20 protein-coding genes are annotated in these 24,289 nt (G+C 62.3%); 10 read left to right on the plus strand and 10 right to left on the minus strand.

Annotated features, from left to right (window positions below; all coding sequences use genetic code 11):
- The first annotated feature begins 33 nt into the window (after positions 1-33).
- Complete coding sequence (locus GNG27_RS06185; RefSeq protein ID WP_156263163.1) at positions 34-984, plus strand: sugar-binding transcriptional regulator; 951 nt, start codon at positions 34-36, stop codon at positions 982-984.
- A gap of 105 nt (positions 985-1,089) precedes the next feature.
- On the opposite strand, the gene GNG27_RS06190 is transcribed toward GNG27_RS06185, so the two are convergent.
- The 6 genes from GNG27_RS06190 to GNG27_RS06215 all read right to left on the minus strand — a co-directional run bounded on the left by GNG27_RS06190 (position 1,090) and on the right by GNG27_RS06215 (position 8,452).
- Positions 1,090-2,178: an ABC transporter permease gene (locus tag GNG27_RS06190; RefSeq protein ID WP_142488577.1), complete on the minus strand. Its 1,089-nt coding sequence runs from the start codon at positions 2,176-2,178 to the stop codon at positions 1,090-1,092.
- A 1-nt stretch (position 2,179) separates the two neighbouring features.
- Complete coding sequence (locus tag GNG27_RS06195) at positions 2,180-3,706, minus strand: sugar ABC transporter ATP-binding protein (RefSeq protein WP_185902339.1); 1,527 nt, start codon at positions 3,704-3,706, stop codon at positions 2,180-2,182.
- A complete protein-coding gene (locus GNG27_RS06200; protein WP_142488579.1) occupies positions 3,706-4,314 on the minus strand; it encodes a DUF2291 family protein in 609 nt (202 codons plus the stop codon). The genes GNG27_RS06195 and GNG27_RS06200 overlap by 1 nt, the downstream gene beginning before the upstream one ends.
- Positions 4,315-4,325: 11 nt before the next feature.
- A complete protein-coding gene (locus tag GNG27_RS06205) occupies positions 4,326-5,267 on the minus strand; it encodes a D-ribose ABC transporter substrate-binding protein (RefSeq protein WP_142488581.1) in 942 nt (313 codons plus the stop codon).
- 135 nt (positions 5,268-5,402) lie between these two features.
- Entirely contained in the window at positions 5,403-6,047 is a 645-nt protein-coding gene (entD, locus tag GNG27_RS06210; RefSeq protein WP_156263164.1) for an enterobactin synthase subunit EntD, read from the minus strand.
- A 164-nt stretch (positions 6,048-6,211) separates the two neighbouring features.
- On the minus strand, positions 6,212-8,452 hold the full coding sequence (locus GNG27_RS06215; protein WP_142488585.1) for a TonB-dependent siderophore receptor: 2,241 nt from the start codon (positions 8,450-8,452) through the stop codon (positions 6,212-6,214).
- Positions 8,453-8,706: 254 nt separating this feature from the next.
- Between GNG27_RS06215 and fes the strand changes: the two genes are divergently transcribed.
- The 3 genes from fes to entF are packed head-to-tail and all read left to right on the plus strand — an operon-like array spanning position 8,707 to position 13,996.
- Entirely contained in the window at positions 8,707-9,909 is a 1,203-nt protein-coding gene (gene fes, locus GNG27_RS06220) for an enterochelin esterase (protein ID WP_156263165.1), read from the plus strand.
- A 14-nt stretch (positions 9,910-9,923) separates the two neighbouring features.
- A complete protein-coding gene (locus GNG27_RS06225; RefSeq protein ID WP_142488588.1) occupies positions 9,924-10,136 on the plus strand; it encodes an MbtH family NRPS accessory protein in 213 nt (70 codons plus the stop codon).
- Positions 10,133-13,996, plus strand: a complete 3,864-nt coding sequence (gene entF / locus GNG27_RS06230; protein ID WP_156263166.1) for an enterobactin non-ribosomal peptide synthetase EntF — start codon at positions 10,133-10,135, stop codon at positions 13,994-13,996. Before GNG27_RS06225 ends, entF begins: the two co-directional genes overlap by 4 nt.
- A 90-nt stretch (positions 13,997-14,086) precedes the next feature.
- On the opposite strand, the gene fepC is transcribed toward entF, so the two are convergent.
- The 3 genes from fepC to fepD are packed head-to-tail and all read right to left on the minus strand — an operon-like array spanning position 14,087 to position 16,871.
- A complete protein-coding gene (gene fepC, locus GNG27_RS06235) occupies positions 14,087-14,881 on the minus strand; it encodes an iron-enterobactin ABC transporter ATP-binding protein (RefSeq protein ID WP_156263167.1) in 795 nt (264 codons plus the stop codon).
- Entirely contained in the window at positions 14,878-15,867 is a 990-nt protein-coding gene (fepG, locus tag GNG27_RS06240) for an iron-enterobactin ABC transporter permease (RefSeq protein WP_142488597.1), read from the minus strand. Before fepG ends, fepC begins: the two co-directional genes overlap by 4 nt.
- Entirely contained in the window at positions 15,867-16,871 is a 1,005-nt protein-coding gene (gene fepD, locus GNG27_RS06245; RefSeq protein WP_156263168.1) for a Fe(3+)-siderophore ABC transporter permease, read from the minus strand. The genes fepG and fepD overlap by 1 nt, the downstream gene beginning before the upstream one ends.
- A gap of 111 nt (positions 16,872-16,982) precedes the next feature.
- On the opposite strand from fepD, the gene entS reads away from it, so the two are divergent.
- Positions 16,983-18,218, plus strand: coding sequence for an enterobactin transporter EntS (entS, locus tag GNG27_RS06250; protein WP_142488601.1), 1,236 nt, complete (start codon positions 16,983-16,985; stop codon positions 18,216-18,218).
- A 110-nt stretch (positions 18,219-18,328) separates the two neighbouring features.
- Here the strand turns inward: entS and fepB are convergent, their stop codons facing one another.
- Positions 18,329-19,288 carry a Fe2+-enterobactin ABC transporter substrate-binding protein gene (gene fepB / locus GNG27_RS06255; protein WP_156263169.1) on the minus strand — a complete coding sequence of 320 codons (960 nt, stop codon included), beginning with the start codon at positions 19,286-19,288 and terminating at the stop codon, positions 18,329-18,331.
- A 187-nt stretch (positions 19,289-19,475) separates the two neighbouring features.
- Here fepB and entC point away from each other — a divergent pair, with 187 nt between their 5' ends.
- The 5 genes from entC to entH are packed head-to-tail and all read left to right on the plus strand — an operon-like array spanning position 19,476 to position 24,287.
- Entirely contained in the window at positions 19,476-20,651 is a 1,176-nt protein-coding gene (entC, locus tag GNG27_RS06260) for an isochorismate synthase EntC (RefSeq protein ID WP_156263170.1), read from the plus strand.
- A gap of 9 nt (positions 20,652-20,660) precedes the next feature.
- Positions 20,661-22,259, plus strand: a complete 1,599-nt coding sequence (gene entE / locus GNG27_RS06265) for a (2,3-dihydroxybenzoyl)adenylate synthase EntE (RefSeq protein WP_156263171.1) — start codon at positions 20,661-20,663, stop codon at positions 22,257-22,259.
- Positions 22,260-22,269: 10 nt separating this feature from the next.
- Positions 22,270-23,124 carry an isochorismatase gene (locus GNG27_RS06270; RefSeq protein ID WP_142488609.1) on the plus strand — a complete coding sequence of 285 codons (855 nt, stop codon included), beginning with the start codon at positions 22,270-22,272 and terminating at the stop codon, positions 23,122-23,124.
- Between the two features lie 2 nt (positions 23,125-23,126).
- Positions 23,127-23,873 (plus strand): 2,3-dihydro-2,3-dihydroxybenzoate dehydrogenase EntA, encoded by a 747-nt coding sequence (gene entA / locus GNG27_RS06275; protein WP_156265074.1) that lies wholly within the window; start codon positions 23,127-23,129, stop codon positions 23,871-23,873.
- Positions 23,874-24,287 (plus strand): proofreading thioesterase EntH, encoded by a 414-nt coding sequence (gene entH / locus GNG27_RS06280; protein WP_156263172.1) that lies wholly within the window; start codon positions 23,874-23,876, stop codon positions 24,285-24,287.
- The last annotated feature ends 2 nt before the right edge of the window (positions 24,288-24,289 follow it).

Below are 24,289 nucleotides of genomic sequence, written 5' to 3' on the forward strand. Positions count from 1 at the left end.
TAAAAATAACGACAGTCGATTAAGGGGAACGTTATGTCGAAGCAGGATGAACAGCGACTGCTGGTCAAGATCGCCACACTTTACTACAGCGAGAATAAAAAGCAGTCCGAGATTGCCTCGCTGCTGCATCTCTCGCAGTCCTTTGTCTCGCGAGCGCTGACCCGCTGCCAGAAAGAGGGGCTGGTCAAAATTACCGTGGTGCAACCGACCAACATTTTTGTCTCGCTGGAAAAGGCGCTGGAAGAGCAGTATGGCATCCGCCAGGCCATCGTGGTGGACGTGGGGGAGAACCCGTCCAGCGCCCAGATTAAGCACGCCATCGGCAGCGCGGCGGCGCACTATGTTGAAACCCGCCTGCGCCCGGAAGACCTGGTCGGGATCTCCTCCTGGAGCAGCACCATCCGCTGCATGGTGGATGAGATGCACCCGCAGAATATCCGCGCCGCCGGGGTGATCCAGCTGCTGGGCGGCGTCGGCCCCAACGGCAACGTGCAGGCGACGATCCTCACCCAGCAGCTGGCGGCGCACCTCGGCTGCCCGGCAGGGCTGTTGCCGTCCCAGAGCATTGAGCACTCGGTGGAGGAGCGCGCCCGGCTGGTGAGCAGCCCGGACGTGGCGGCGGTGGTGGGCAAATTCGCCGAAGTGGACGTGGCGATTGTCGGCATCGGCGAACTGGAGCCGTCGCAGCTGCTGAAAAACTCCGGCAACTACTACAACGAAGATATGCTCAAACTGCTGGCCGAGCGCGGGGCGGTAGGGGACATCTGCCTGCACTACTACGATGCGAAAGGCGAGCCGGTGCTGAGCCCGGAAGAAGATCCGGTGATCGGCATGGAGCTGGCGCAGATCCGCGCCTGTCCGCAGGTGATTGCCCTGGCCGGTGGGGAAGAAAAGCGCAACGCCATTCGCGGGGCACTGGAAGGGAAGTACATCGACGTGTTGATCACCGATTACCCGACGGCTCGGAGTTTGTTGAAAGCGTAGTTTTGCCCGGCGGCGCTTCGCTTGCACGGGCCTACAAAACTGCCGTTGACCTTGTAGGCCGGGTAAGGCGAAGCCGCCACCCGGCACAAAGACCGCACAACCGCGCTACTTTCCTTCCATCACCGCCTTTTGCGCCACCACCGCCGCTTTCTGTTGCATCCGGTTTTGCATCTGGTCGATGATCACCGCCACGATAATCACGATCCCTTTGATCACCATCTGCCAGAACTCGCTGACCCCCATCATCACCAGGCCGTCGGCGAGGAAGCCGATGACGAAGGCGCCAATCAGGGTGCCGAGAATGGTGCCGCGGCCACCGGCCAGCGAGGTGCCGCCCAGTACCACCGCCGCGATGGCGTTCATCTCAAACGCGGTGCCGTTGGCCGGGTGGCTCGCCAGCAGCTGCGCGGAGACCACAATCCCGGCGATGGCGGCGCAGAACCCCGACAGGGTATAGACCAGCACTTTCACCTGCTTGACCCGCACTCCGGAGAGTTCTGCCGCGCGTTCGTTATCGCCGATGGCGTAGACGTGGCGGCCAAACGGCAGGCGGCGGGCAATGTAGGCGATCGCCAGCGCCAGGACGATCATCATCCAGATGGCCCACGGGATGCCGAGCAGCGTGCCGGCGCCAATCTCATCGAAGCCGGTATTCCCCAGCTGCGGGTTGCCTGACAGGCCCGGGAAGGTCTGGCCGTCGGAGGTGAGCATCGCCGCCCCGCGCAGCACGTACATGGTGCCAAGGGTGCAGATAAAGGGCGCGACGTTATAGCGGGTGATGATCCAGCCGTTAACCGCCCCGATAAGTGCGCCAATCAGCAGCACGATGGGCACAATCACCCACACGCTCGGGAAGATAGCGATGCCGAACATCGGCAGCACAATCCCTTTGGTGATCATCCACCCGGCGATCATCCCGCACAGCCCCAGCGTGGCGCCAATCGACAGGTCGATCCCGGCGGTGATGATCACGAAGGTGATCCCCAGCGCCAGAAACGCGTTGATGGCGATATGCTTAATCATGATCACCAGGCTTCCGGCAGAGAGAAAGCCTGGCACGGTCATTGTGAAAAAGCCGACAATCAGAAACAGCGCAATGAAAGTGCGCATCTTCAGCAGCAGCAGAAGTAATTTTTCCCGGGAAGGCGCGGCCCCTTTTTGCGGCGTCAGCGCGACAGATTGTGTCGTTTTCATCTTAGAACCCCTGAGCACTTGCGGTGACCAGCGCCGATTCGTCGGCCCGATCGCGAACAATATCGGCGGTCAGTTTGCCGCCGGACATCACCAGAATGCGGTCCGATACCGCCATAATCTCTTTCAAATCCGAGGTGGAGAACACCACCGCGATGCCCTGCTGCGACAGCTGCACCATCATGCGAAACACGTCCGCTTTGGCACCCACATCTATGCCGCGCGTCGGCTCATCAAGGAACAGCACCTTCGGGTTGGTCAGCAGCGAGCGGCCAATCACCACTTTCTGCTGATTGCCGCCGCTGAGCGCCTGGATCTCGACTTCCGGGGTGGAGACCTTGATCGACAGATTGCCGATGGTGCTGGCCACCACCTCCTGCTCCGCTTTCTGTGCGATGGTGAAACCGCGCTGCAGACGGCGCCACAGGCTGGCGATGGTCAGGTTGCTGGCCACCGACGAGCCGGGGAAGATCCCGGTGCGTTTGCGGTCTTCCGGCACCAGGCTCATCCCCATGCGGATGCGCTCGGCGGTGGTAAGCCGCTGCGGCACCGGTTTGCTGTCGAGCCACAGTTTGCCCAGATAGTTGCGCTCGGTGCCGAGCATGCACTCGAACAGCTCGGTACGCCCGGCACCCATCAGGCCGTAGATGCCGACGATCTCGCCGGCGTTCACCTGGAAGCTGACGTCGTTGACCACCGTATTTCCGGCGGCATTGACGCAAGTGATGTGTTCCGCCTCCAGCACCGGCGCGCCGAAGGTACGGCCCGGCTCGAGGAAGTTGCTTACCGGATCGCTGCCGAGCATTTCGCGCACGATCCAGGGCACGTCGATATCCTGCACCTTCGCCTCGGCCTGGAATTTGCCGTCGCGCAGAATGGTGATCACATCGCCTATCGCCATCAGCTCTTCCAGCCGGTGGGAGATATAGATGATGGTGACGCCCTGGCGGGTCAGCTCGCGGATCACCCTAAACAGGATCTCCACCTCGGTTTTACTCAGCGCCGAGGTGGGCTCGTCGAGGATCAGGATGTCGGCATCCTCGGCCAGCGCCTTGGCTATCTCGATCAGCTGCTGCTGCCCGACCTTCAGGTTGCCCACCAGCTCCCGCGGGGAGATGGGCTGATCGAGGCGTTTCAGCAGCGCCGCGGTGCGGGACTCCTGCTCCGCCTCGTTAATCGGCGTCACCCCTTTTTGCAGCTCGCGACCGAGAAAGACGTTCTCCGCCACGTTGAGGTTTTCAAACAGGTTCAGCTCCTGGTGCACCATGCCGATCCCGTGGGCAGCGGCATCCCGGGTGTTAGTGAACGCCACCTGCTTGCCGTTGAGCCACATCTCGCCGAGGCTGGGCTGTTGCACCCCGGCAAGGATCTTCATCAGCGTCGATTTTCCGGCGCCGTTCTCGCCGATAATGACGTTCACTTTGCCGCGCCAGACGCGGTAATCGACCTTATCCAGCGCCACGGTGCCGGGAAACAGCATCGAGATGCCGCGGGTGCTGAGGATAATGTCCTCTGCCGGGTTATCGCTCATCACGGCGCCTCCTGTGTCAGTTCCAGCGCCGCCGCTTCATTCGCTTTGCCGCCCGTCAGGGTGGTGGCGAACATCACGGTGGCATTTTTGCCGCTCCAGCTGTCATCGACTTTTGGCAGATGTTTCACCGCCTCGCGGTTTAACGCCCGGGAGAGCTGGGCGTACTGCACCTGATTGGTAAATTCATCGAAGCGGAAGCCGGCCGCGTCGCGGATGGCGTTGCCGCGCATCACCGGCCCGGTCTGGATCTGAAGCGGCTGGCCGTTCACCGTCATCACCAGTTTCTGCTCGTTGGCGCTGCTGGCCTCCACACGCTCCACTTTGCCGCTGAGGCGCACGAAGACGCTCTGCGCTTTGTCAGACGGCGTTTTCAGCTGGGTGGAGAGGGCGCTGGCGTCCAGCGCATGATTTTTGGCGGCGTCGAGGATCCGCGGCTGCCAGGTTTGTTGCGCGATCTGCTGTGGGGTCTGGTTGTCAAAGCTCGCTTTGGCGTTGGGATCGGCAGGCATGATTGGCTTGCCGTTCTCATCCAGATCCACCACGGTGCAGGCCGTCAGCAACAGGGCGGCTGCGCCTGTCAGCGCGGCGCCCCATTGTTTTAACCGCATACTGCCTCCGCTTATTTGCTGAGGTTGAACACATTCAGCTTGCTGGCGTTGGACTCATCGATCAGCACGCAGTCCATCAGCTGTTTCTCGTCTTTTTGCGCTTTGCCGTTTTTCAGGTAGTAATCCGCCTGCTCAACGGCCATCTGCGCCTGCTCCCAGCCCGGCTGAAGAACGGTAGCTTTGATATTGCCCTTCTTCAGGATCGAGTCGCGGGTGTAGTCGCTGCCGTCAAAGCCGACCACAATCACGTTGTTTTTCCCGGCGGCCTTCAGCGCCGCTTCGGCACCCAGCGCCATGGTGTCGTTTCCGGAGATCACGCCGACGATATCCGGGTTGGTTTGCAGGATGGCTTCCATACGGGTGAAGGCTTCGGTCTGGCTCCAGTTGGCGGTCTGCTGCGCCACCATCTTCATGTCCGGATAGTCATCCAGCACGTCGTGGTAGCCCTGGGAGCGCACGTGGGCGTTGGTGTCCGACGGACGGCCCAGCAGCTCAACGTATTTGCCTTTGCCGTCCAGCAGCTTGGCGAATTTCTCCGCACCCAGCTGCGCCCCCTGATAGTTGTTCGAGACAATCTGCGCCACCGCCACGCCGGTTTTGTTGATTTCACGATCGATCAGGAAAGCAGGTACGCCTGCCGCTTTGGCCTTCTCCAGCGGACCGACGGTGGCATCTGCCCCGGCGTTATCCAGAATGATCGCTTTCGCTTTACGGGCGATAGCGGTCTCAATCAGCTGGTTTTGTTTGTTCACGTCATCGTCATGCGAGGCGACAAGGGTGGTGTAACCCAGCTCTTTCGCTTTCGCCGCCGCGCCGTCGGCTTCAGCCTTGAAGAACGGGTTGTCGTGTGAGGGGGTAATAATCGCAATGAGTCCGTTATCGGCGGCAAACAGGGAGCCGGAAGCGGCGATCATTGAGGCCAGTAAAGCGGATTTTACAAAGGTCGTGTTCATTCTTTTTCTCCACATTGAATATTTATTCAATAATGATTTATTATTCAATGTAACGATAAGACTGCCTGATAAAACTGTCTACGGTTTAGGCAGCTAATTTGTTTAAAAGGAGAAAAGGATCACGATCCTGAGCCGTTATGCATCGCAGATTAGGGTGATGACCTGGGTATTAATCTGGCTCCAGTACAGGGTAAATGCCTGATTTTGTGCAAAGGGCGGAAAAGGGCGGGAGAGGGATAAGGTCAGGGTGTTGGCCGTCAATGCCGTGGCGCGCGCACTGTCGAAGCCCATCCACGCCTGCACCTGCGGAAACAGGGCTTTGAACAGGCTCTCTTTGGCGCTGAAGGTGAGGGTGAAGGCCAGATCGAAAGGAAGGCCGCTCCCGGCCAGGAGTTGTGCTTCCCGGGCATCGATTACGCCGCCCTGGATTTCACGGGCCTCACGTTCGTTGATGATGGCTTCACAATCGATACCAACAACACCCTTTTCCTGGCATATCGCAACCGCCTGAGTACCGCTATGGGATATGCTGCCGCTCACGCCCGCAGGCCACAGCGGTTCGCCGCTGCTGCCGATACCGGGGATGGCCTGCCGCTTCAGGGCATGAAAGGCGGCGATGCGCCCGGCCAGGTGATCGGCTTTGCGCTTGCGCCCGGCTTCGGACAGTAGCTGATGATGCGGGAGCCACAGGAGATCGGCATCGGTAAAAGTCGTAGGATCGAAGGTAATACAATGAACGGTTTGCCCGGCCAGAAGAAACGTGGAGTAGGTAGTCTGCATATGCTTCTCGCCGCGCAAAAAGGGGTCTTATGGTAGCACACGCGCCCGGACGGTTCCTGGTGCCGTTGAGTTGAGTATGTAGGCCCGTGCAAGCGCAGCGCCGCCGGGCGCGGCACGGTGCGAGAATAAAGAAAAAGGCAACTCACGTTGCCTTTTTGCTGTTGTCAGAACTGCGTATTCACGCTCATATACCAGGTACGGCCCGGTTCGTTATAGGTATACGCCCCTGCGCCATACATATAGGCCCCGGTGGTGGTATTCCCGGTCGTCTGGGCATTACCTGCACGCCACTGGCGTTTATCGAAGACGTTATCCACGCCGCCGGTCAGGCTGACGTATTTGGTCACGTCCCAGGTCGCGCTCAGGCCGACGATGCTGTAAGGGCTGACTTCGTCCTTCTCAGAACCGCTCACCGGCTGACCTTTGTAGTTATACTTCTTCGGCTGCTGCTTGCCGTACCAGGTGAAGGTCGACTGCAGGGAGACATCCTGCTGTACCTGCCAGCTCAGGGTTGAGTTCAGCGTGTACTCCGGGATGATCGACAGACGATCGCCGGTCTCCTTGTTCTTGCTTTGCAGCATGTAGGTAATGTTGTTGGTCCAGTTGATGGTGTCGCTGACCGGCACGTTCAGGGTGCCCTCCAGCCCTTCCACTACGGCTTTCGGCACGTTTTCCCACTGGTAGATATCGGTCTGCACCTTACCGGAAGAGGTATGACCCACCGGGGCATAGCCCGCTTCAATCTTGTCGCGGTAGTCGTTACGGAACCAGGTCACGCCCGCCAGCCAGCCGTCGCGTTTCCACTCCAGGCCAATCTCTTTGTTGATGCTGGTTTCGGCTTTCAGATCCTCGTTACCCAGCATATAGCAGCCGACGCCGTCTGCACTCGCGTAGCAACCCTGGCCCTTGCTGTAGAGCAGGTAGTTCGGGTTGGTCTGGTACAGGCTCGGGGCTTTATAGGCCCGGGCGATCCCCATCTTCAGGGTAAAATCATCCCCCAGCCCTTGCGACAGGTTCAGCGACGGGCTCCAGTTGTTGCCCACGATAGAGTGATGATCGAAGCGCAGCGCCGGGGTCAGCATGGTGCTGTCGGTCAGCTCCATGTTGTTCTCCGCGAACAGAGAGAAGATCTCCGCATCGGAGTACGGGCTGCGGCTGTCACTCATTCCCGGAACAGCACCGCCCTGCAGGGCCTGACCATTGGAGGACATATCCTTCATCCGCTGCTGATCCCACTCGGTACCCAGGGTCAGGTTCTGATTGACGATAAAGTCGATCGGCAGGTTGATTTCGCTGTGCAGCATCACGTCGGACAGGTCGGTGTCGGTAAATTTGTTGCTGTTAAACAGCCCTTCCAGGCCGCCCGCCAGCCCTTCCCCCAGACGGGAGTTGCGGGTGTGTTCGTACTGCGCCCAGTTGTTAGTGGTGATGCCGTTATCCCAGCCGCCGGTCCAGGTGACCGCGAAATTCTGGCGATAGAGACGGTTGGTCTCTTTGCCGTAGTTCTTCTTCACCAGCCCGTTGCTGCTGTTATCGTTGTTGGTGTTCTGGGTATCGCCCGCGTAGAGGTTATTCTGACGGCTGTAACCCGCTTCGAACTGCAGGGCCTGCATCGGGGCAAAGTCCCAGCGCAGCACGCCGTTGACGTCTTTATTCTCGACCCCTTCACGGCCGGCAGGCAGCGTATCGGCATAGGCGCCGGTACGTTCAGACTGATGGCCCTGGTTGATGTCCCAGGCATCGGCCTGGGTTTTATCCAGGTTGCCGTACAGGCGGAAGCTGAAATCCCCGCCCAGCGGGCCATTGAGGCTAAAGTTGGTGCGTTTGGTGGAGCCTTCTTCATCGTGCTCAGGGGCATTCAGATAGGTGTTCCAGGAGCCATGCCACTCGTTGCTGACCTTTTTGGTGATGATGTTCACCACGCCGCCCGCCGCGCCGTTACCGTAACGCGCAGCGGCGGGGCCACGGATCACTTCGATGCGCTCGATCATCTCTGGCGGCACCCAGCCGGTATCGCCGCGGGTGTCACGCTCGCCGCGCCAGCCCAGACGGATGGAGTTACGGCTGGTCACCGGCTTACCGTCAATCAGGATCAGGGTGTTTTCCGGGCCCATGCCGCGGATATCAATCTGGCGGTTGTTGCCGCGCTGGCCGCTGGTGGAGTTACCGGTGAGGTTGACGCCCGGCATGGTGCGGATAATCTCTGACACATCGCGTGCCGCCGGGTTTTTACGAATTTCATCGGCGGTGATGGTCGATACGCCCGGTGCCTGCAGGTTCTGCTCGGCGGCGGTGATCACCATGGTGTCTTCGTTGCCCGCGGTATCGGCTGCCATCGCAGGCAGCGCCACACCGTAAATCCCCAGATTGACCAGTAAGGCCAGTGAGTGAAGCTTGTTATTCATTGTATGTCCTGCTTTTCGATGCCGCATGCCTCATGGCTCCGTCCCGAATGGGTGAGGCGGCGGGAGGCTATCGCCCGCAGTCTGCGAAAACCCCTCAGTCCTGAGTCAGTACGCAGCGCATGGCATGGTTATTTAATGTTCGCGCTTCCCACAGCGCGCCCATACGCTATTGCAAATGAAAATAGTTATCAATAATATTATCGATATTGTTTATCTTTTATCAAAAAAACAGAACAGGTCATGGGGTTATATCGGTGACGACGCTGGAAACGGGAAGTGACGCCTGGTGGCAGTCGAAACAGGGGCCCGAAGGGGTGCGGGAAGGGGATCACTATCGGGTGACCTTCTGGTGGCGCGATCCGGGCGGAACAGAGCAGACTTCGCCGCTGAAGCGGGTATGGCTCTATATCACCGGCGTGACCGATCACCACCACAATGCCCATCCGCAGACGCTGGAGCGCATTGCCGGCACCGACGTCTGGCAGTGGCAGGGCGAGTTCAGCCCAAACTGGCGGGGTAGCTACTGCTTTATCCCCTCTGTTCACGAGGACGACTTCAGCGAGGCGGTGTTTGCCACCGATCCGCCGGACCGCATGGCCCTGCGCGAAGGCTGGCGCAAGCTGTTGCCGCGCGCTATTGCCGATCCGCTAAACCGCCAGCACTGGCGCGGCGGGCGCGGTCATCCGGTCTCGGCGCTGGAGATGCCCGAGGCACCGGTTCAGCCGGGCTGGGATCGGCTCGATACCCCTTATATGCCCCCGCAGTGTATTTCATGGCAGAGCGCCAGGCTCGGCAACACCCGCCGGGTCTGGATCTTTACCACCGGCGAGGATACCTCTGACGAGCGCCCGCTGGCGGTGCTGCTCGACGGCCAGTTCTGGGCCGAAAGTATGCCGATCTGGCCCGCGCTTTCTGCGCTCACCGCCGCAGGCCAGCTGCCGTCCGCCGTTTATGTGCTGATCGACGTTATCGATACCGCCCATCGCAGCCACGAGCTGCCCTGCAACCCCGACTTCTGGCTGGCGGTGCAGGAGGAATTACTCCCGCAGGTGCAGGCGCTGGCCCCGTTCAGCGACCGGGCCGATCGTACGGTGGTCGCCGGACAGAGCTTTGGCGGGCTCTCGGCGCTCTATGCCGGACTGCACTGGCCCGGGCGTTTTGCCTGCGTGCTCAGCCAGTCGGGATCCTTCTGGTGGCCCCATCGCGGTGGCAAACAGGACGGCGTGATTATCGAACAACTCAAAAACCAACAGCTGTCGGCGCAGGGACTGCGCATTGTCCTTGAGGCGGGGCGACGCGAACCGCTGATCTACCGCGCGTGCCAGGCGCTGTACGCCGAGCTACAGCACACACAGCAGCAGGTTTACTGGCGTCCGGTGGACGGCGGACATGATGCACTTTGCTGGCGGGGAGGGCTGACGCAGGGGCTGATGACTCTCTGGCAGCCGCTTATTTAATAATGGAGTCTGGTATGGAATTCAGTAACCCCTTCGACGATCCGCAGGGCCTGTTCGCCATTGTGCAAAACGCCCAACAGCAGTACAGCCTGTGGCCGCAGCAGTGCGCCCTGCCTGAGGGCTGGCGCGTGGTGTGCGAGCCGCAGTCGCAGGAAGCCTGTCAGCAGTGGCTTGCAGCCCAGTGGCAAACCCTGATCCCGGCCCATTTTGCACAGGTGACCCCATGAGCGCACAACTTCCTCTCGTGGCCGCCCAGCCGGGGATCTGGATGGCGGAACAGCTTTCCGACCTGCCCAACGCCTGGAGCGTGGCCCATTACGTCGAGCTGATCGGCCCGGTTGATGCGCCGCTGCTGGCGAAAGCGGTGGTGGCGGGCATGATGCAGGCCGACACCCTGCGTACGCGGTTTACCGAGGACAACGGCGAGATCGGGCAGTGGGTGGACGAGAGTGCTACCCTGCCGGAGCCGCAGATTATTGACCTTCGCGCTCACGCCGATCCGCATGCCGCGGCGCAGGCGCAGATGCACGCCGATCTTAACCAGAACCTGCGCGTCGACAGCGGCCAGCCGCTGGCTTTCCACCTGCTGATTCAGGTGGCGGACAACCGCTGGTACTGGTATCAGCGCTATCACCATTTAGTGGTGGATGGTTTCAGCTTCCCCGCTATTACCCGTCAGATCGCCGCCATTTATCGCGCCTGGTCTAACGGCGACGCCACGCCGGCGTCGCCGTTTACGCCCTTTGCCGAGGTGGTGGAGGAGTATCAGCGCTACCGCGACAGCGAGGCGTATGTCCGCGACGGTGCTTTCTGGGCCGGGCAGCGTAAGCAGCTCCCGCCGCCGGTATCGCTCTCCAGCGCACCGCTGCCGGGTCGCGCCGCGACCACCGACATTCTGCGCCTGAAGCTTACCGCCGATCGTTACGCCTTCAGCCAGCTCGCCAGTACCAGCCAGATCCAGCGCACCGACCTCGCTCTGGCGCTGGTGGCCCTCTGGCTCGCCCGTCTGACCGGACGCATGAACTATGCCGCCGGGTTTATCTTTATGCGCCGGATGGGCTCCGCGGCGCTCACCGCTACCGGGCCGGTGCTGAACGTGCTGCCGCTGGCGGTGAACATCAACGCTCAGGAGACGCTGCAGGAGCTGGCCCAGCGCCTGGCCGGGCAGATGAAAAAGATGCGTCGCCATCAGCGGTATGACGCCGAGCAGATCGTCCGCGACAGCGGGCGCACCGCCAGCGACGAGGCGCTGTTTGGCCCGGTGTTTAACGTCAAGGTCTTCGACTACCAGCTGGATATCGATGGCGTTCAGGCGGTGACGCATACCCTCGCCACCGGCCCTGTCAACGACCTTGAGATGGCGCTGTTCCCGGACGAGCAGGGCGGTCTGAGCATTGAGATCCTCGCCAACAAGCAGCGTTACGATGAGGCCACCCTTGTGCGCCACGTCGATCGCCTGCATGGGTTGCTGGCGCAGTTTGCCGCCAATATCGACCTGCGCTGCGGCGAGGCCGAAACGGTTTCTGACGCCGAATATCAGCAGCTGGAAAAGATTAACCAGACAGCGGTTCCTCTGCCGCTCACCACCCTGAGCACGCTGGTGGCGGAGCAGGCGGCGAAAACCCCGGACGCCCCGGCGCTGGCTGATGCGCACCACGAACTGACCTACCGCCAGATGCGCGAGCAGGTGGTGGCCCTGGCGAACCAGCTGCGTGCCCGGGGCGTGAAGCCCGGCGACAGCGTGGCGGTGGCGTTACCGCGTTCGGTGTTCCTGACGCTGGCCCTGCACGCCATCGTCGAAGCGGGGGCCGCGTGGCTGCCGCTGGACACCGGATATCCTGACGATCGTCTGCAGATGATGATCGAGGACGCGAAGCCATCGCTGTTAATCACCACCGACGACCAGCGCCCGCGCTTTAACCATCCGGCTCTTTTTAGTTACAACACACTAATGCCTGCGGAGAGCAGCGCACCGCTCAACCTCAGTGCCCCGGAACAGACCGCCTATATCATCTTTACCTCCGGCTCAACAGGACGGCCGAAAGGGGTGATGGTCGGCCAGACCGCCATCGTCAACCGCCTGCTGTGGATGCAAAACCACTACCCGCTCACCGCCGCCGACGTGGTGGCGCAAAAAACGCCGTGCAGCTTTGACGTCTCGGTGTGGGAGTTCTGGTGGCCGTTTATCGCCGGGGCGAAGCTGGTGATGGCCGAGCCGGAGGCGCACCGCGATCCGCTGGCGATGCAGGACTTCTTCGCGAAGTACGGCGTCACCACCACCCACTTTGTGCCGTCGATGCTGGCGGCCTTTGTCGCCTCGCTGACTCCGGAAAACGCCGCCTGCTGCGCCAGCCTGAAGCAGGTGTTCTGCAGCGGCGAAGCCCTGCCGACCGCGCTGTGCCGGGAGTGGGAGCAGCTCACCCATGCGCCGCTGCATAACCTCTACGGCCCGACCGAAGCGGCAGTGGACGTCAGCTGGTATCCGGCCTTTGGCCCGGAACTGGCGGCAATAGAGGGCAACAGCGTGCCGATCGGCTTCCCGGTGTGGAATACCGGCCTGCGCATTCTGGATGCGATGATGCGCCCGGTGCCGTTCGGCGTGGCGGGCGATCTTTATCTTACCGGGATCCAGCTGGCGCAGGGCTACCTGGGCCGCCCGGATCTGACCGCCAGCCGCTTTATCGCCGACCCGTACGCGCCGGGCGAGCGCATGTACCGCACCGGAGACGTGGCCCGCTGGCTGGATAATGGCGCGGTGGAGTATCTGGGTCGCAGCGACGATCAGCTGAAAATTCGCGGTCAGCGCATTGAGCTGGGGGAAATCGACCGGGCCATGCTGACCCTGCCGGACGTGGCCCAGGCGGTAACCCACGCCTGCGTCATCAACCAGGCGGCGGATACCGGCGGCGATGCCCGTCAGCTGGTGGGCTATGTGGTCTCGGAATCCGGCCTGCCGCTGGATCGCGACGCGCTTTTAACTGCCCTGAAAACCCAGCTGCCGCCGCATATGGTGCCGGTGGTGTTACTGCAACTCAGCGCGCTGCCCCTCAGCGCCAACGGCAAGCTGGATCGCAAGGCGCTGCCGCTGCCGGAGCTGACGATGAAGACCCGGGGCCGCGCACCGGAAAGCGACGCCGAACAGGCGATTGCCGCGGCGTTTTCTGCCCTGCTGGGCTGCGAGATCAACGACATCGAGGCGGATTTCTTCGCCCTCGGCGGCCACTCGCTGCTGGCGATGCGCCTTGCCGCCAGCCTGAGCCGCCACTTTGCCCGCCAGGTTACCCCCGGCCAGGTGATGGTGGCCTCGACGGTGGGCAAGCTGAGCGCCCTGCTGGGATCCGAGATCAGCGACGAGCAGGCCCGACGTCTGGGCTACGAGACGATTTTGCCCCTGCGCGAAAGCCACGGCCCGACGCTGTTCTGCTTCCATCCGGCCTCCGGTTTTGCCTGGCAGTTCAGCGTCCTGGCGCGCTATCTCAATCCGCGCTGGTCGATTACCGGTATCCAGTCGCCGCGACCGGGACCGATGCAGCACTGCGCCACCCTGGACGAGGTGATTGACCAGCACCTGGCGACGCTGCGCGCCCAGCAGCCGCACGGGCCTTATCACCTGTTCGGCTACTCTCTCGGCGGCACGCTGGCGCAGGGCATCGCCGCCCGCCTGCGTGCGCAAGGGGAAGCCGTTGCGTTCCTTGGCCTGCTGGATACCTGGCCGCCGGAGACGCAAAACTGGCGTGAAAAAGAGGCTAACGGCCTCGATCCGGAGGTCTTAGCGGAGATCGAGCGTGAGCGTCAGGCGTTCCTCGCCGCCCAGCAGGGGCAGGCCTCCGGAGAGCTGTTTAGCGCCATCGAGGGCAACTATGCCGATGCGGTGCGTCTGTTGACCACGGCGCACAGCGCGAAGTTCGACGGCAAAGCGACGCTGTTTGTCGCTGAACGCACGCGAACCATGGACCCGCTCGCCGCCTGGGCACCGTGGGTGGGGGAGCTGGAGATCTATCACCAGGACTGTGCCCACGTGGACATCATCTCCCCGCAGGCGTTTGAGACGATAGGACCGGTGTTGAAGAGGATTCTGGGGGAGTAAAAACGCCCGGCGGCGCTGCGCTTGCCGGGCCTGGGGTCCGTGCCGTAATGGGTTTCGTAGGCCGGGTAAGGCGAAGCCGCCACCCGGCATTTAACGTCGGCCTAAAGGCACCACCAGCGGCGTGCCCGCCACCGGATCGTCAATAATCATGCAGCGCATCCCGTAGATCCGCTCGATCAACGCCGGGGTGACAATCTCCTTCGGCGCCCCCTCGGCCACAATCTTCCCCTCGCGCAGGGCAATCAAATGGGTAGCATAGCGGCAGGCCTGATTGAGGTCATGCAGCACCGCCGCAAGGGTAAAGCCCTGGGTGCGGTTCAGGTCGCTCAGCAGCTCCAGCAGGTCGATCTGATGGCTGATATCCAGCCAGGTGGTCGGCTCATCCAGCAGCATGATCGATGTCTCCTGGGCCAGCACCATCGCAATCCACGCCCGCTGACGCTGTCCGCCGGAGAGGGTATCCACGCTCTGCGCCGCCAGGTCGGTAATACCGGTGGCCTGCATCGCTTTGGTGACCGCCAGTTCATCCTCTTTACGCCAGCGGGTAAACAGCGGCTGGTGAGGATAGCGCCCGCGCGCCACCAGCTCCTGCACCGTGATATCCCCCGGCGTAGTGGCGTTTTGCGCCAGCAGCCCGACCCGGCGCGCCACCTCTTTGCTGGCAAAGCGCTGAATCTGCTCGCCATCGAGGAAAACGTTGCCATGAAGCGGCGTCATCAGGCGGCTGAGGGTGCGCAGCAGGGTTGATTTCCCGCAGCCGTTAGGGCCGATAATGGCGGTGAAGTGGCCGTCGGGGATCGCCACCTGTAAATTTTCAGCCACGGTTTTTTTGCCGTAGCCGAGGGTCAGATTTTCGCCGCGCAAGCGGGTCAGATTGGCACTCATTTCTTGCGGGACTCCTGAACAAGCAAGACGATAAGGTAGATACCGCCAAGACTGACGGTCACTACGCCCACCGGAAGTTGATACGGCATAAACAGCTGCTGGGCGCAGAGATCCGCCGCCAGCAGCAACAGCGATCCGCACAGCGCCGACTGGGTTAACCCCCAGCGGGCGGTACCGCTCAGACGGCGGGCAATATGCGGTGCTACCAGCGCAATAAAGGAGATCGGCCCGGCAATGGCGGTGGCCGCGGCGGTTAACACCACCGCCACCAGCATCAGCATCAGACGCGAACGCTCGACGCTGACGCCCAGCGCGCAGGCGCTGTCGTCACCCATCTCCAGCAGACGCATCCGTTTTACCAGCAGTAATGCGCAGACAAACATCAGCAGGATCAGCGGGGCGGCGGGCAGGGTTTTGGCCCACGTCAGGCCGTTGAGCGACCCGGCGAACCACAGCCCGGCAGAGAGCGAGGTCTCCAGCGACGCCTGCAATAGCAGCCAGGTGTTAAAGGCCATCAGCATGGCGCGCATGCCGATGCCAATGATGATCAGGCGGAAGGTTTCAATGCCGTCGCGCCAGGCCAGCGCCCAGACGATCAGCGAGGTGAGAATACCGCCCGCCATTGCCGCCAGCGTAATGGCCGTCAGGTGCTGACCAAACAGCACCATCGCTACCAGCACGCCGCTCCATGCCCCGGTGTTAAAGCCCATCACGTCCGGACTGCCGAGGGGGTTGCGCATCAGCGACTGGAAAATCGCGCCGCTGATCCCAAGGGCCGCGCCGACCAGCAGGGCCATCATCACCCGCGGTAAACGCCATTCGGTGACCACCATGGTGATATTACGCGGCGCACTGCCGGTCAGGGCATTGAAGACCTGAGCGAAATCGAGCGTCACCGCCCCGCTGCGCAGGCTAAACAGGGCTACGCCGAGGCTGACCAGCACCAGCATCAGGCAGCTGATAACTAAACGACGGGACGGGGCCATCACAATCCACCTCCGCGCTTGCGGCGCACCAGGAAAATCAGCACCGGCGCGCCGATAAAGGCGCTCACCACCGACACCCGCAGCTCGCCGGGCACCAGCAGACGCCCGATAATGTCGGCAAACAGCAGCAGGGCAGGGGTGGCAAGCAGCGTCACCGGCAGGGACCAGCGGTGATCGGCTCCCACCAGCCAGCGCGCCATGTGCGGCATCATCAGGCCGATAAAGGCGATGGGGCCCACCACCGCCGTGGCGCTGCCGCACAGGACGGTAATGGTCAGTAATCCGAGAAACTGGGTGCGCGCCACACGGCTGCCGAGGGCGGTGGCGGTATCGCTGCCGAGGCTCAGGCTGTTGAGCGCCCGGCTTAACAACAGCGCTACGGCGGCGGCGATCAGCACCGGCACGCTCACCACCTGTAACGTTTGCAGGGTGCGGATATCCAGCGAGCCCGCCTGCCAGAAGCGCAGCTGGTCGTAGACGTCGGGGTTGAGCAGGGCGATGCCGTTGGAGAGACCGTCCAGGACCGCCCCCAGCGCCACGCCCGCAAGCGTCAGGCGAACCGGGCTAAGCTGGCCCCCGCCCTGGCTGCCGGTAAAGGCCACCAGCAGCGAGGCGGAAAAGGCCCCGCACAGCGCCATCACCAGCTGTTCGCCGGGGGAGGAGAAGCCAAACAGCGCCGCGCCCAGCACGATGGCGAAGCTGGCCCCGGCGTTAACCCCGAGAATGCCCGGGTCGGCCAGCGGATTGCGGGTCAGGGTTTGCATCAGCGCGCCGGCGAGACCGAGAGCGGCACCGGCCAGCAGTCCGGCGAGGGTGCGCGGAAGTCGGGCATCCCGCACGATGGTGCAGTCGGCGCTTTGACAGGTGGCGGTGAGGGCATCGACCACCACGGAAAACGGCAGCGGTTTCGCACCCACCGACAGGCTGAGGGCGACGGCAAACGCGAGCAGTAACAGTAAACCGGGCACGGCAAGGGCGCGTGACGCGGAAGAGGAGTACGACATAGCAACGTCCATGATTTGATAATGATAGTAATTATCGTTATCTATCTTATTTAGCTATGTTAGCATGTGCGGCCATGGAATTGGTACAAAAGAAACCATTAAGGCTTTGTAATGACCCGACAATCCTGGCTGCTCAATCTGAGCCTGCTGAAGACCCATCCGGCGTTTCGTGCTGTTTTTATTGCCCGTTTTATCTCCATTTTATCCCTTGGCCTGCTCGGCGTGGCCGTACCGGTCCAAATCCAGATAATGACCCACTCCAGCTGGCTGGTGGGGCTCTCCGTCACCCTGACCGGTGGAGCGATGTTTATCGGTCTGATGGTCGGCGGGGTGCTGGCGGATCGCTACGAGCGTAAGAAGCTGATTTTGCTGGCGCGCGGCACCTGTGGGGTGGGCTTTGTCGGGTTATGTTTGAACGCGATGCTGCCGGAGCCGTCGTTAATCGCCATCTATGCCCTGGGCCTGTGGGACGGCTTTTTTGCCTCCCTCGGGGTAACGGCGCTGCTGGCGGCAACGCCGGCGCTGGTAGGGCGCGAAAACCTGATGCAGGCAGGCGCCATCACTATGCTCACCGTGCGTCTGGGCTCGGTGATCTCGCCGATGGTCGGCGGCCTGCTGCTCGGCACCGGGAACGTCGCCTGGAACTACGGCCTGGCGGCGGCGGGTACCTTCATCACCACCTTAACCCTGCTGCGCCTGCCTTTATTGCCACCTCCGCCGCAGCCGCGTGAGCATCCGCTGAAATCCCTGATGGCGGCGATCCGCTTTCTGTTCAGCAACCCGCTGATTGGCGGCATCGCCCTGCTGGGTGGCCTGCTGACGATGGCGAGCGCGGTGCGGGTGCTCTATCCGGCGCTGGCGATTGAGTGGCAGATGAGCGTGTCGCAGATTGGCCTGCTGTATGCGGCGATCCCGCTGGGTGCGGCTTTTGGCGCGCTCACCAGCGGCAACCTTGCGCAGAGCGCCCGTCCGGGGCTGATTATGCTGGTGGCAACCCTGGCCTCGTTTATTGCGATTGGTTTCTTCAGCCTGATGCCGTTCTGGGCCCTGGGCGCGATCTGCCTGGCGCTGTTCGGCTGGCTGAGCGCGGTCAGCTCATTGCTGCAATACACCCTGATCCAGACCCAGACCCCGGAAGCGATGCTCGGGCGCATCAACGGCCTGTGGACGGCGCAGAACGTGACCGGCGATGCGATTGGCGCCGCCATTCTCGGCGGGCTGGGGGTGATTATGACCCCGGTGGCGTCGGCCAGCAGCAGCGGGTTTATGCTGGCGATGGTGGGGGCAATACTGCTGGTGGGGTTAGCGGAGTTGCGCCGGTTCCGGCAGGAGCCTGCTCCGGTTTAATGCGGTGGAATGTGCCGGGTGGCGGCTACGCCTTACCCGGCCTACAACACCCACAACCGCACGAACCGTAGGCCCGGTAAGCGCAGCGCCACCGGGCACAAGGCCGCCCCTTACTTAAACAACCCCTCTAAACGCTCCAGCACCCGCATCGCACTGAAATAATCCAGGCGGAAGGTCTCGGTGCCCAGCGCCCAGACGCGTTTGTTTTGCACCGCCGGGAGATGGGCCAGCAGCGGGTTGGCGTAGATCGCATCCACGTCCTTCTGATCCCCGGCAAACAGGAACAGCCCTTCGCCGTTCAGCCCGGTCGCCAGATTTTCTCCCCCTAACTGCACAATGTCGTGGCGTTTGCCCTGGCTCTGCGACGGGTTCAGCCCGGCGGGCAGAGTGGCAAGAGAGAAGCCCAGCTGTTGCAGCAGCTTGCCCTGCGCCGACTCGGCGGTCCACAGGTTGGCGCTGTGGGCGGCGGCGGTATAGACAATGGCGTTCACCGGCTGCGGCGGCTGCTTCAGCTGCTGTTTGACCCGGGTGAGCTGTGTATCAAATTCCGCAATCCGCGCCGCGGCCTGCTTCTCCTGTCCGGTAATGGTGCCCAGTTGGGTCAGCAGCGCCTGCCAGCTTTTGTCGTCGTAGTTAATCACCAGCGTCGGGGCGATGGCCGACAGCTGATCGTACAGCGCCACGGCAGAATCCCCGCCAGTGGCGCTGACCAGGATCAGATCCGGCATCTGGGCGGCAACGGCTTCGGCGCTCGGCTCACCGATATACAGGCGCGCCAGCTTACGCTGTTTTGCCACCTCGCCCCACTGGCGCAAAAAGCCCTGATCGTCCGCCACCCGGTTGTTCGGCGTGGTGGCGCCGCTGGCAATTACCGGGGCATCAATCGCCAGCAGGGAGCCGGTGAGGGTCACGCTGGTGGAGACAATCCGCGTCGGTTTGCTTTCCAGCGTGTGGGTTCCGTGGCTGTCAGTGACCTGACGCGGCCAGTCGGCGGCAAGCGCTGAGGTTAATCCTGAAATTAAAAGTCCGGTTAAAAGCAGGGTGTTACGACAAACAGCGGGCAGTTTCACTAAGGGGCATCCTGTTTTCGTTGAAGTTAATGCTTCTCATTTTCATGAATGAGCCGCAGGGATGCAAGCGATAGTCGCACAAGTTGCGCTGTAGGCGGTTGACACCATCGCGCTCTGGGATTAGGTTAGCGAGCGAAAATATAAATGATAATAATTCTTACTGCTTTTATCATTTCAGGAGGATGATATGGATACGTCACTGGCTGAGGACGTTCAGCACACCGCGACCACGCTGCACAAAGACAGCTTCTTCTTTATGTCGCCCTATCGCAGCTTTACCACGTCTGGCTGCTTTGCCCGTTTTTCCACTCCAGCCGTCGGCGGCGACGATCCGGCCAGCGCGTTTCAGCAGCAGTTGGCCCAGGCCTTTGCCGATGCCAAAGCCGCCGGGATTGCTAACCCGGTGATGGTTGGGGCGATCCCTTTTGATACCCGCCAGCCGTCGTCGCTGTTCATTCCGCAAGCGTGGCAACCTTTTGCCCGCCCGGCGCGCCAGCAGTCTGCCCGCTATGCCGCCCGGACCGCACCCTTGACGGTCAAATCCCGCACCGAGATCCCGGCGCAGTTAGCCTTCGAAGAGATGGTGGCCCGCGCCGCCGCCCTGACCGCCACTCCGCGCGTCAACAAGGTGGTGCTGTCGCGCCTGATCGATATCGCAACCGAAGAGCACCTCGACAGCGGTGCGCTGCTGGAAAAACTGATTGCCCAGAACCCGGCCAGCTTTAACTTCCACGTCCCGCTGGAAGATGGCGGGGTACTGCTCGGCGCCAGCCCGGAGCTGCTGCTGCGTAAAGAGGGGGCCCATTTCAGCTCCCTGCCGCTGGCCGGCTCCGCCCGTCGTCAGCCGGACGACATGCTCGATCGCGAGGCGGGCAACAAGCTGCTGGCCTCGGCAAAAGATCGTCACGAACATGAGCTGGTCACCCAGGCGATGAAGGCGGTCCTGACCCCGCGCAGCCATCAGCTGACCATGCCTGCCTCGCCGCAGCTGGTGACCACCCCGACCCTGTGGCACCTCGCCACCCCGGTGGAAGGCGAAGCGCGTGAAGATGAGAACGCCCTGACCCTGGCGTGCCTGCTGCACCCGACCCCGGCCCTGAGCGGCTTCCCGCACCAGGCGGCGAAAGAACTGATTGCCGAGCTGGAGCCGTTCGACCGCGACCTGTTCGGCGGCATCGTCGGCTGGTGCGACAGCGAAGGCAACGGCGAGTGGGTGGTGACCATCCGCTGCGCGCGACTTCACGCCAACAGCGTGCGCCTGTTTGCCGGTGCCGGGATTGTGCCTGCCTCCTCACCGGTCGCCGAGTGGCGCGAAACCGGCGTCAAACTGACCACCATGCTGAACGTTTTTGGTTTGCATTAAGGATTAATCATGACCCTTCCCTTTACCCGCTGGCCCGATGAATTCGCCAGCCGCTATCGTGAAAAAGGTTACTGGCAGGATCTGCCTCTGACAGAGATTCTGACCCGCCACGCCGACAGCGATGCGCTGGCGATTATCGACGGCGAACGCCGCATTACGTATCGCCAGTTCCAGCAGTACGTCAATAACCTCGCAGCCGCGCTGCAGGCGCAGGGGATCCAGCGGGGCGAAACCGCTCTGGTGCAACTGGGGAACGTCGCCGAGTTCTATATCACCTTCTTCGCGCTGTTGCAGGTGGGCGTGGCTCCGGTCAATGCTCTCTTCAGCCATCAGCGCAGCGAGCTGAACGCCTACGCCAGCCAGATTGAGCCCGCGCTGCTGATTGCCGACCGCGCCCACGGGCTGTTTGCCGGCGACGACTTCCTCAACACCTTTGTGGAGCAGCACCGCTCCGTGCGCGTGGTGCTGCTGCGCGGCGAAGGGCTGGAGACGGCCATTGCCCGTCCGGCGGAGAACTTTATCGCCAGCCCGACCCCGGCCGATGAGGTGGCGTTCTTCCAGCTCTCCGGCGGCAGTACCGGCACGCCGAAGCTGATCCCGCGCACCCACAACGACTACTACTACAGCATTCGTCGCAGCAACGAGATCTGCGGTATTAGCGCGCAAACCCGTTACCTGAACGCCCTCCCGGCGGCGCACAACTTTGCGATGAGCTCTCCGGGCACGCTGGGGATCTTTATGGCCGGGGGCTGCGTGGTGCTTGCCAACGATCCGAGCGCCACGCTCTGCTTCCCACTGATCGAACAGCATCAGATCACCGTCACCTCGCTGGTGCCGCCAGCGGTCAGCCTGTGGCTACAGGCTATCGCGGAAGGGGTTGGTAATGCCCAGCTGGCCTCGCTGCAGCTGTTGCAGGTGGGCGGAGCGCGACTCTCCGCCACCCTGGCTGCCCGTATTCCGGCGGAGATGGGCTGCCAGCTCCAGCAGGTGTTCGGCATGGCCGAAGGGCTGGTGAACTACACCGCGCTGGATGATGCCCCGGAACGCATCATGAATACCCAGGGCCGCCCGATGTGCCCGGATGACGAAGTGTGGGTGGCCGATGAGCACGGCAATCCGCTGCCGCGCGGCGAGGTGGGGCGTCTGATGACCCGCGGGCCTTACACCTTCCGCGGCTACTACAAGAGCCCGGAACACAACGCCAGCGCCTTTGATGCGAACGGTTTTTACTGCTCGGGGGATCTGATCGCCATTGACGAGCAGGGCTATATCACCGTGCAGGGTCGCGAAAAAGATCAGATCAACCGCGGCGGGGAGAAGATCGCCGCCGAAGAGGTGGAAAACCTGCTCCTGCGCCACGAGGCGGTGATCCACGCCGCGCTGGTCAGCATGGAGGACAGCCTGCTGGGCGAGAAGAGCTGTGCGTATCTGGTGGTGAAAAAGCCCCTGCGCGCGGTCGAGGTGCGCCGCTTCCTGCGCGAGCAGGGGGTTGCAGAATTCAAACTGCCGGATCGCGTGGAGTGCCTGGAGGCACTGCCGCTGACGCCGGTAGGCAAAGTCGATAAAAAACAATTACGCCTGTGGCTGGCCGAACGGGCGCAGGGCTGAGGAGCAGAAGATGGCAATTCCAAAATTAACCGGTTACGCGCTGCCAGGGGCAGCAGATCTGCCGACCAACAAAGTCAGCTGGACGATGGAGCCCGCGCGCGCCGCGCTGCTGATCCACGATATGCAGGAATACTTCCTGAACTTTTGGGGCGATAACTGCCCGATGATGGCCCAGGTAGTGGCGAACATTGCCCGCCTGCGCGACTACTGCAAACAGCAGGGGATCCCGGTCTATTACACCGCCCAGCCGAAAGAGCAGAGCGATGAAGATCGCGCCCTGCTGAACGATATGTGGGGACCGGGCCTGACCCGCTCCCCGGAGCAGCAGCGCATTGTCGCGGAGCTGACCCCGGATGACGCCGACACCGTGCTGGTGAAGTGGCGCTACAGCGCGTTTCACCGCTCGCCGCTGGAGCAGATGCTCAAAGAGAGCGGCCGCGATCAGCTGATCATCACCGGGGTGTACGCCCATATCGGCTGCATGACTACCGCCACCGACGCCTTTATGCGTGACATCCAGCCGTTCTTCGTCGCCGATGCGCTGGCGGACTTCACCCGGGATGAGCACCTGATGTCGCTCAAGTATGTGGCCGGTCGTTCCGGTCGCGTGGTGATGACCGACGAACTGCTGCCGTCGCTGCCGGCCAGTAAAGCGGCGCTGCGGGAGCTGATCCTGCCGCTGCTGGACGAGTCCGACGAGCCGATGGATGACGAAAACCTGATCGACTACGGTCTGGATTCAGTGCGGATGATGGCCCTGGCGGCGCGCTGGCGCAAAGTGCATGGCGATATCGACTTCGTGATGCTGGCGAAAAACCCGACCCTGGATGCCTGGTGGGCGCTGCTCTCCCGCGAGGTGAAATAATGCTGGATTTCACGGGAAAAACCGTCTGGGTGACCGGGGCCGGAAAAGGCATCGGTTACGCCACCGCGCGGGCGTTTGCTGAGGCGGGCGCAAAGGTGACTGGCTTTGACGTCGCCTTCCCGCAGGCGAGCTATCCCTTTGCCACCGAAGTGCTGAACGTGGCGGACGCGGTACAGGTGAACGAGGTTTGCGGGCGTCTGCTGGCGACGATCGATCGTCTTGATGTGCTGGTCAATGCCGCCGGGATCCTGCGGATGGGGGCGACCGATCAGCTCTCGCTGGACCACTGGCAGGAGACCTTTGCGGTCAACGTGGGCGGGGCCTTCAACCTGTTCCAGCAGACGATGGGCCAGTTCCGTCGTCAGCAGGGCGGGGCGATTGTCACCGTGGCGTCCGACGCGGCGCACACCCCGCGCATCGGCATGAGCGCCTACGGTGCTTCGAAAGCGGCGCTGAAAAGCCTCGCCCTGACCGTCGGCCTCGAGCTGGCGGGCAGCGGCGTGCGCTGTAATCTGGTGTCGCCGGGCTCTACCGATACCGATATGCAGCGCACCCTGTGGGTGAGCGATGACGCCGAGCAGCAGCGTATTCGCGGCTTTGGCGAGCAGTTCAAGCTCGGCATTCCGCTGGGTAAAATAGCCCGTCCTGAAGAGATTGCCAGCACCGTGCTGTTCCTCGCTTCTGACCACGCCAGCCACATCACCTTGCAGGATATCGTGGTGGACGGCGGCTCGACGCTGGGGGCCTGAATGATCTGGAAACGACATTTGTCCCTGGAGGTGCTGAACGACTCCAGCCTGAACACGATGGTGGCGCATCTGGGGATCGTCTATACCCGGATCGGTGATGACACCCTCGAAGCCGAGATGCCGGTGGATGCCCGCACCCATCAGCCGTTTGGCCTGCTGCACGGCGGCGCGTCGGCGGCGCTGGCGGAGACGCTGGGGTCAATGGCCGGTTTTCTGATGACCCGTGATGGACAGAGCGTGGTAGGCACGGAGCTCAATGCCACTCATCATCGTGCGGTGTCGCAGGGGAGGGTGCGTGGGGTGTGTCAGCCGCTGCACCTCGGGCGCACTAGCCAGAGCTGGGAGATTGTGGTGTATGACGAGCAAGGGCGGCGCTGCTGTACCTGTAGGTTGAGTACCATGGTGTTGGGCTAATA

Origin of the sequence: Leclercia sp. 119287 (genome assembly GCF_009734485.1) — a bacterium.
GTDB lineage: Bacteria > Pseudomonadota > Gammaproteobacteria > Enterobacterales > Enterobacteriaceae > Enterobacter > Enterobacter adecarboxylatus_C.

Excerpts from the sequence above, each read along its gene's own strand:
- GNG27_RS06185 (WP_156263163.1), top strand. The coding sequence starts at position 34 with ATGTCGAAGCAGGATGAACAGCGACTGCTGGTCAAGATCGCCACACTT.
- fepC (WP_156263167.1), bottom strand. The coding sequence starts at position 14,881 with ATGAGTGCCAATCTGACCCGCTTGCGCGGCGAAAATCTGACCCTCGGC.
- fepD (WP_156263168.1), bottom strand. The coding sequence starts at position 16,871 with ATGTCGTACTCCTCTTCCGCGTCACGCGCCCTTGCCGTGCCCGGTTTA.
- GNG27_RS06195 (WP_185902339.1), bottom strand. The coding sequence starts at position 3,706 with ATGAGCGATAACCCGGCAGAGGACATTATCCTCAGCACCCGCGGCATC.
- GNG27_RS06205 (WP_142488581.1), bottom strand. The coding sequence starts at position 5,267 with ATGAACACGACCTTTGTAAAATCCGCTTTACTGGCCTCAATGATCGCC.
- entH (WP_156263172.1), top strand. The coding sequence starts at position 23,874 with ATGATCTGGAAACGACATTTGTCCCTGGAGGTGCTGAACGACTCCAGC.
- GNG27_RS06200 (WP_142488579.1), bottom strand. The coding sequence starts at position 4,314 with ATGCGGTTAAAACAATGGGGCGCCGCGCTGACAGGCGCAGCCGCCCTG.
- fepG (WP_142488597.1), bottom strand. The coding sequence starts at position 15,867 with ATGGCCCCGTCCCGTCGTTTAGTTATCAGCTGCCTGATGCTGGTGCTG.
- entF (WP_156263166.1), top strand. The coding sequence starts at position 10,133 with ATGAGCGCACAACTTCCTCTCGTGGCCGCCCAGCCGGGGATCTGGATG.
- entD (WP_156263164.1), bottom strand. The coding sequence starts at position 6,047 with ATGCAGACTACCTACTCCACGTTTCTTCTGGCCGGGCAAACCGTTCAT.
- entS (WP_142488601.1), top strand. The coding sequence starts at position 16,983 with ATGACCCGACAATCCTGGCTGCTCAATCTGAGCCTGCTGAAGACCCAT.
- GNG27_RS06270 (WP_142488609.1), top strand. The coding sequence starts at position 22,270 with ATGGCAATTCCAAAATTAACCGGTTACGCGCTGCCAGGGGCAGCAGAT.
- GNG27_RS06215 (WP_142488585.1), bottom strand. The coding sequence starts at position 8,452 with ATGAATAACAAGCTTCACTCACTGGCCTTACTGGTCAATCTGGGGATT.
- entE (WP_156263171.1), top strand. The coding sequence starts at position 20,661 with ATGACCCTTCCCTTTACCCGCTGGCCCGATGAATTCGCCAGCCGCTAT.
- GNG27_RS06225 (WP_142488588.1), top strand. The coding sequence starts at position 9,924 with ATGGAATTCAGTAACCCCTTCGACGATCCGCAGGGCCTGTTCGCCATT.
- GNG27_RS06190 (WP_142488577.1), bottom strand. The coding sequence starts at position 2,178 with ATGAAAACGACACAATCTGTCGCGCTGACGCCGCAAAAAGGGGCCGCG.
- entC (WP_156263170.1), top strand. The coding sequence starts at position 19,476 with ATGGATACGTCACTGGCTGAGGACGTTCAGCACACCGCGACCACGCTG.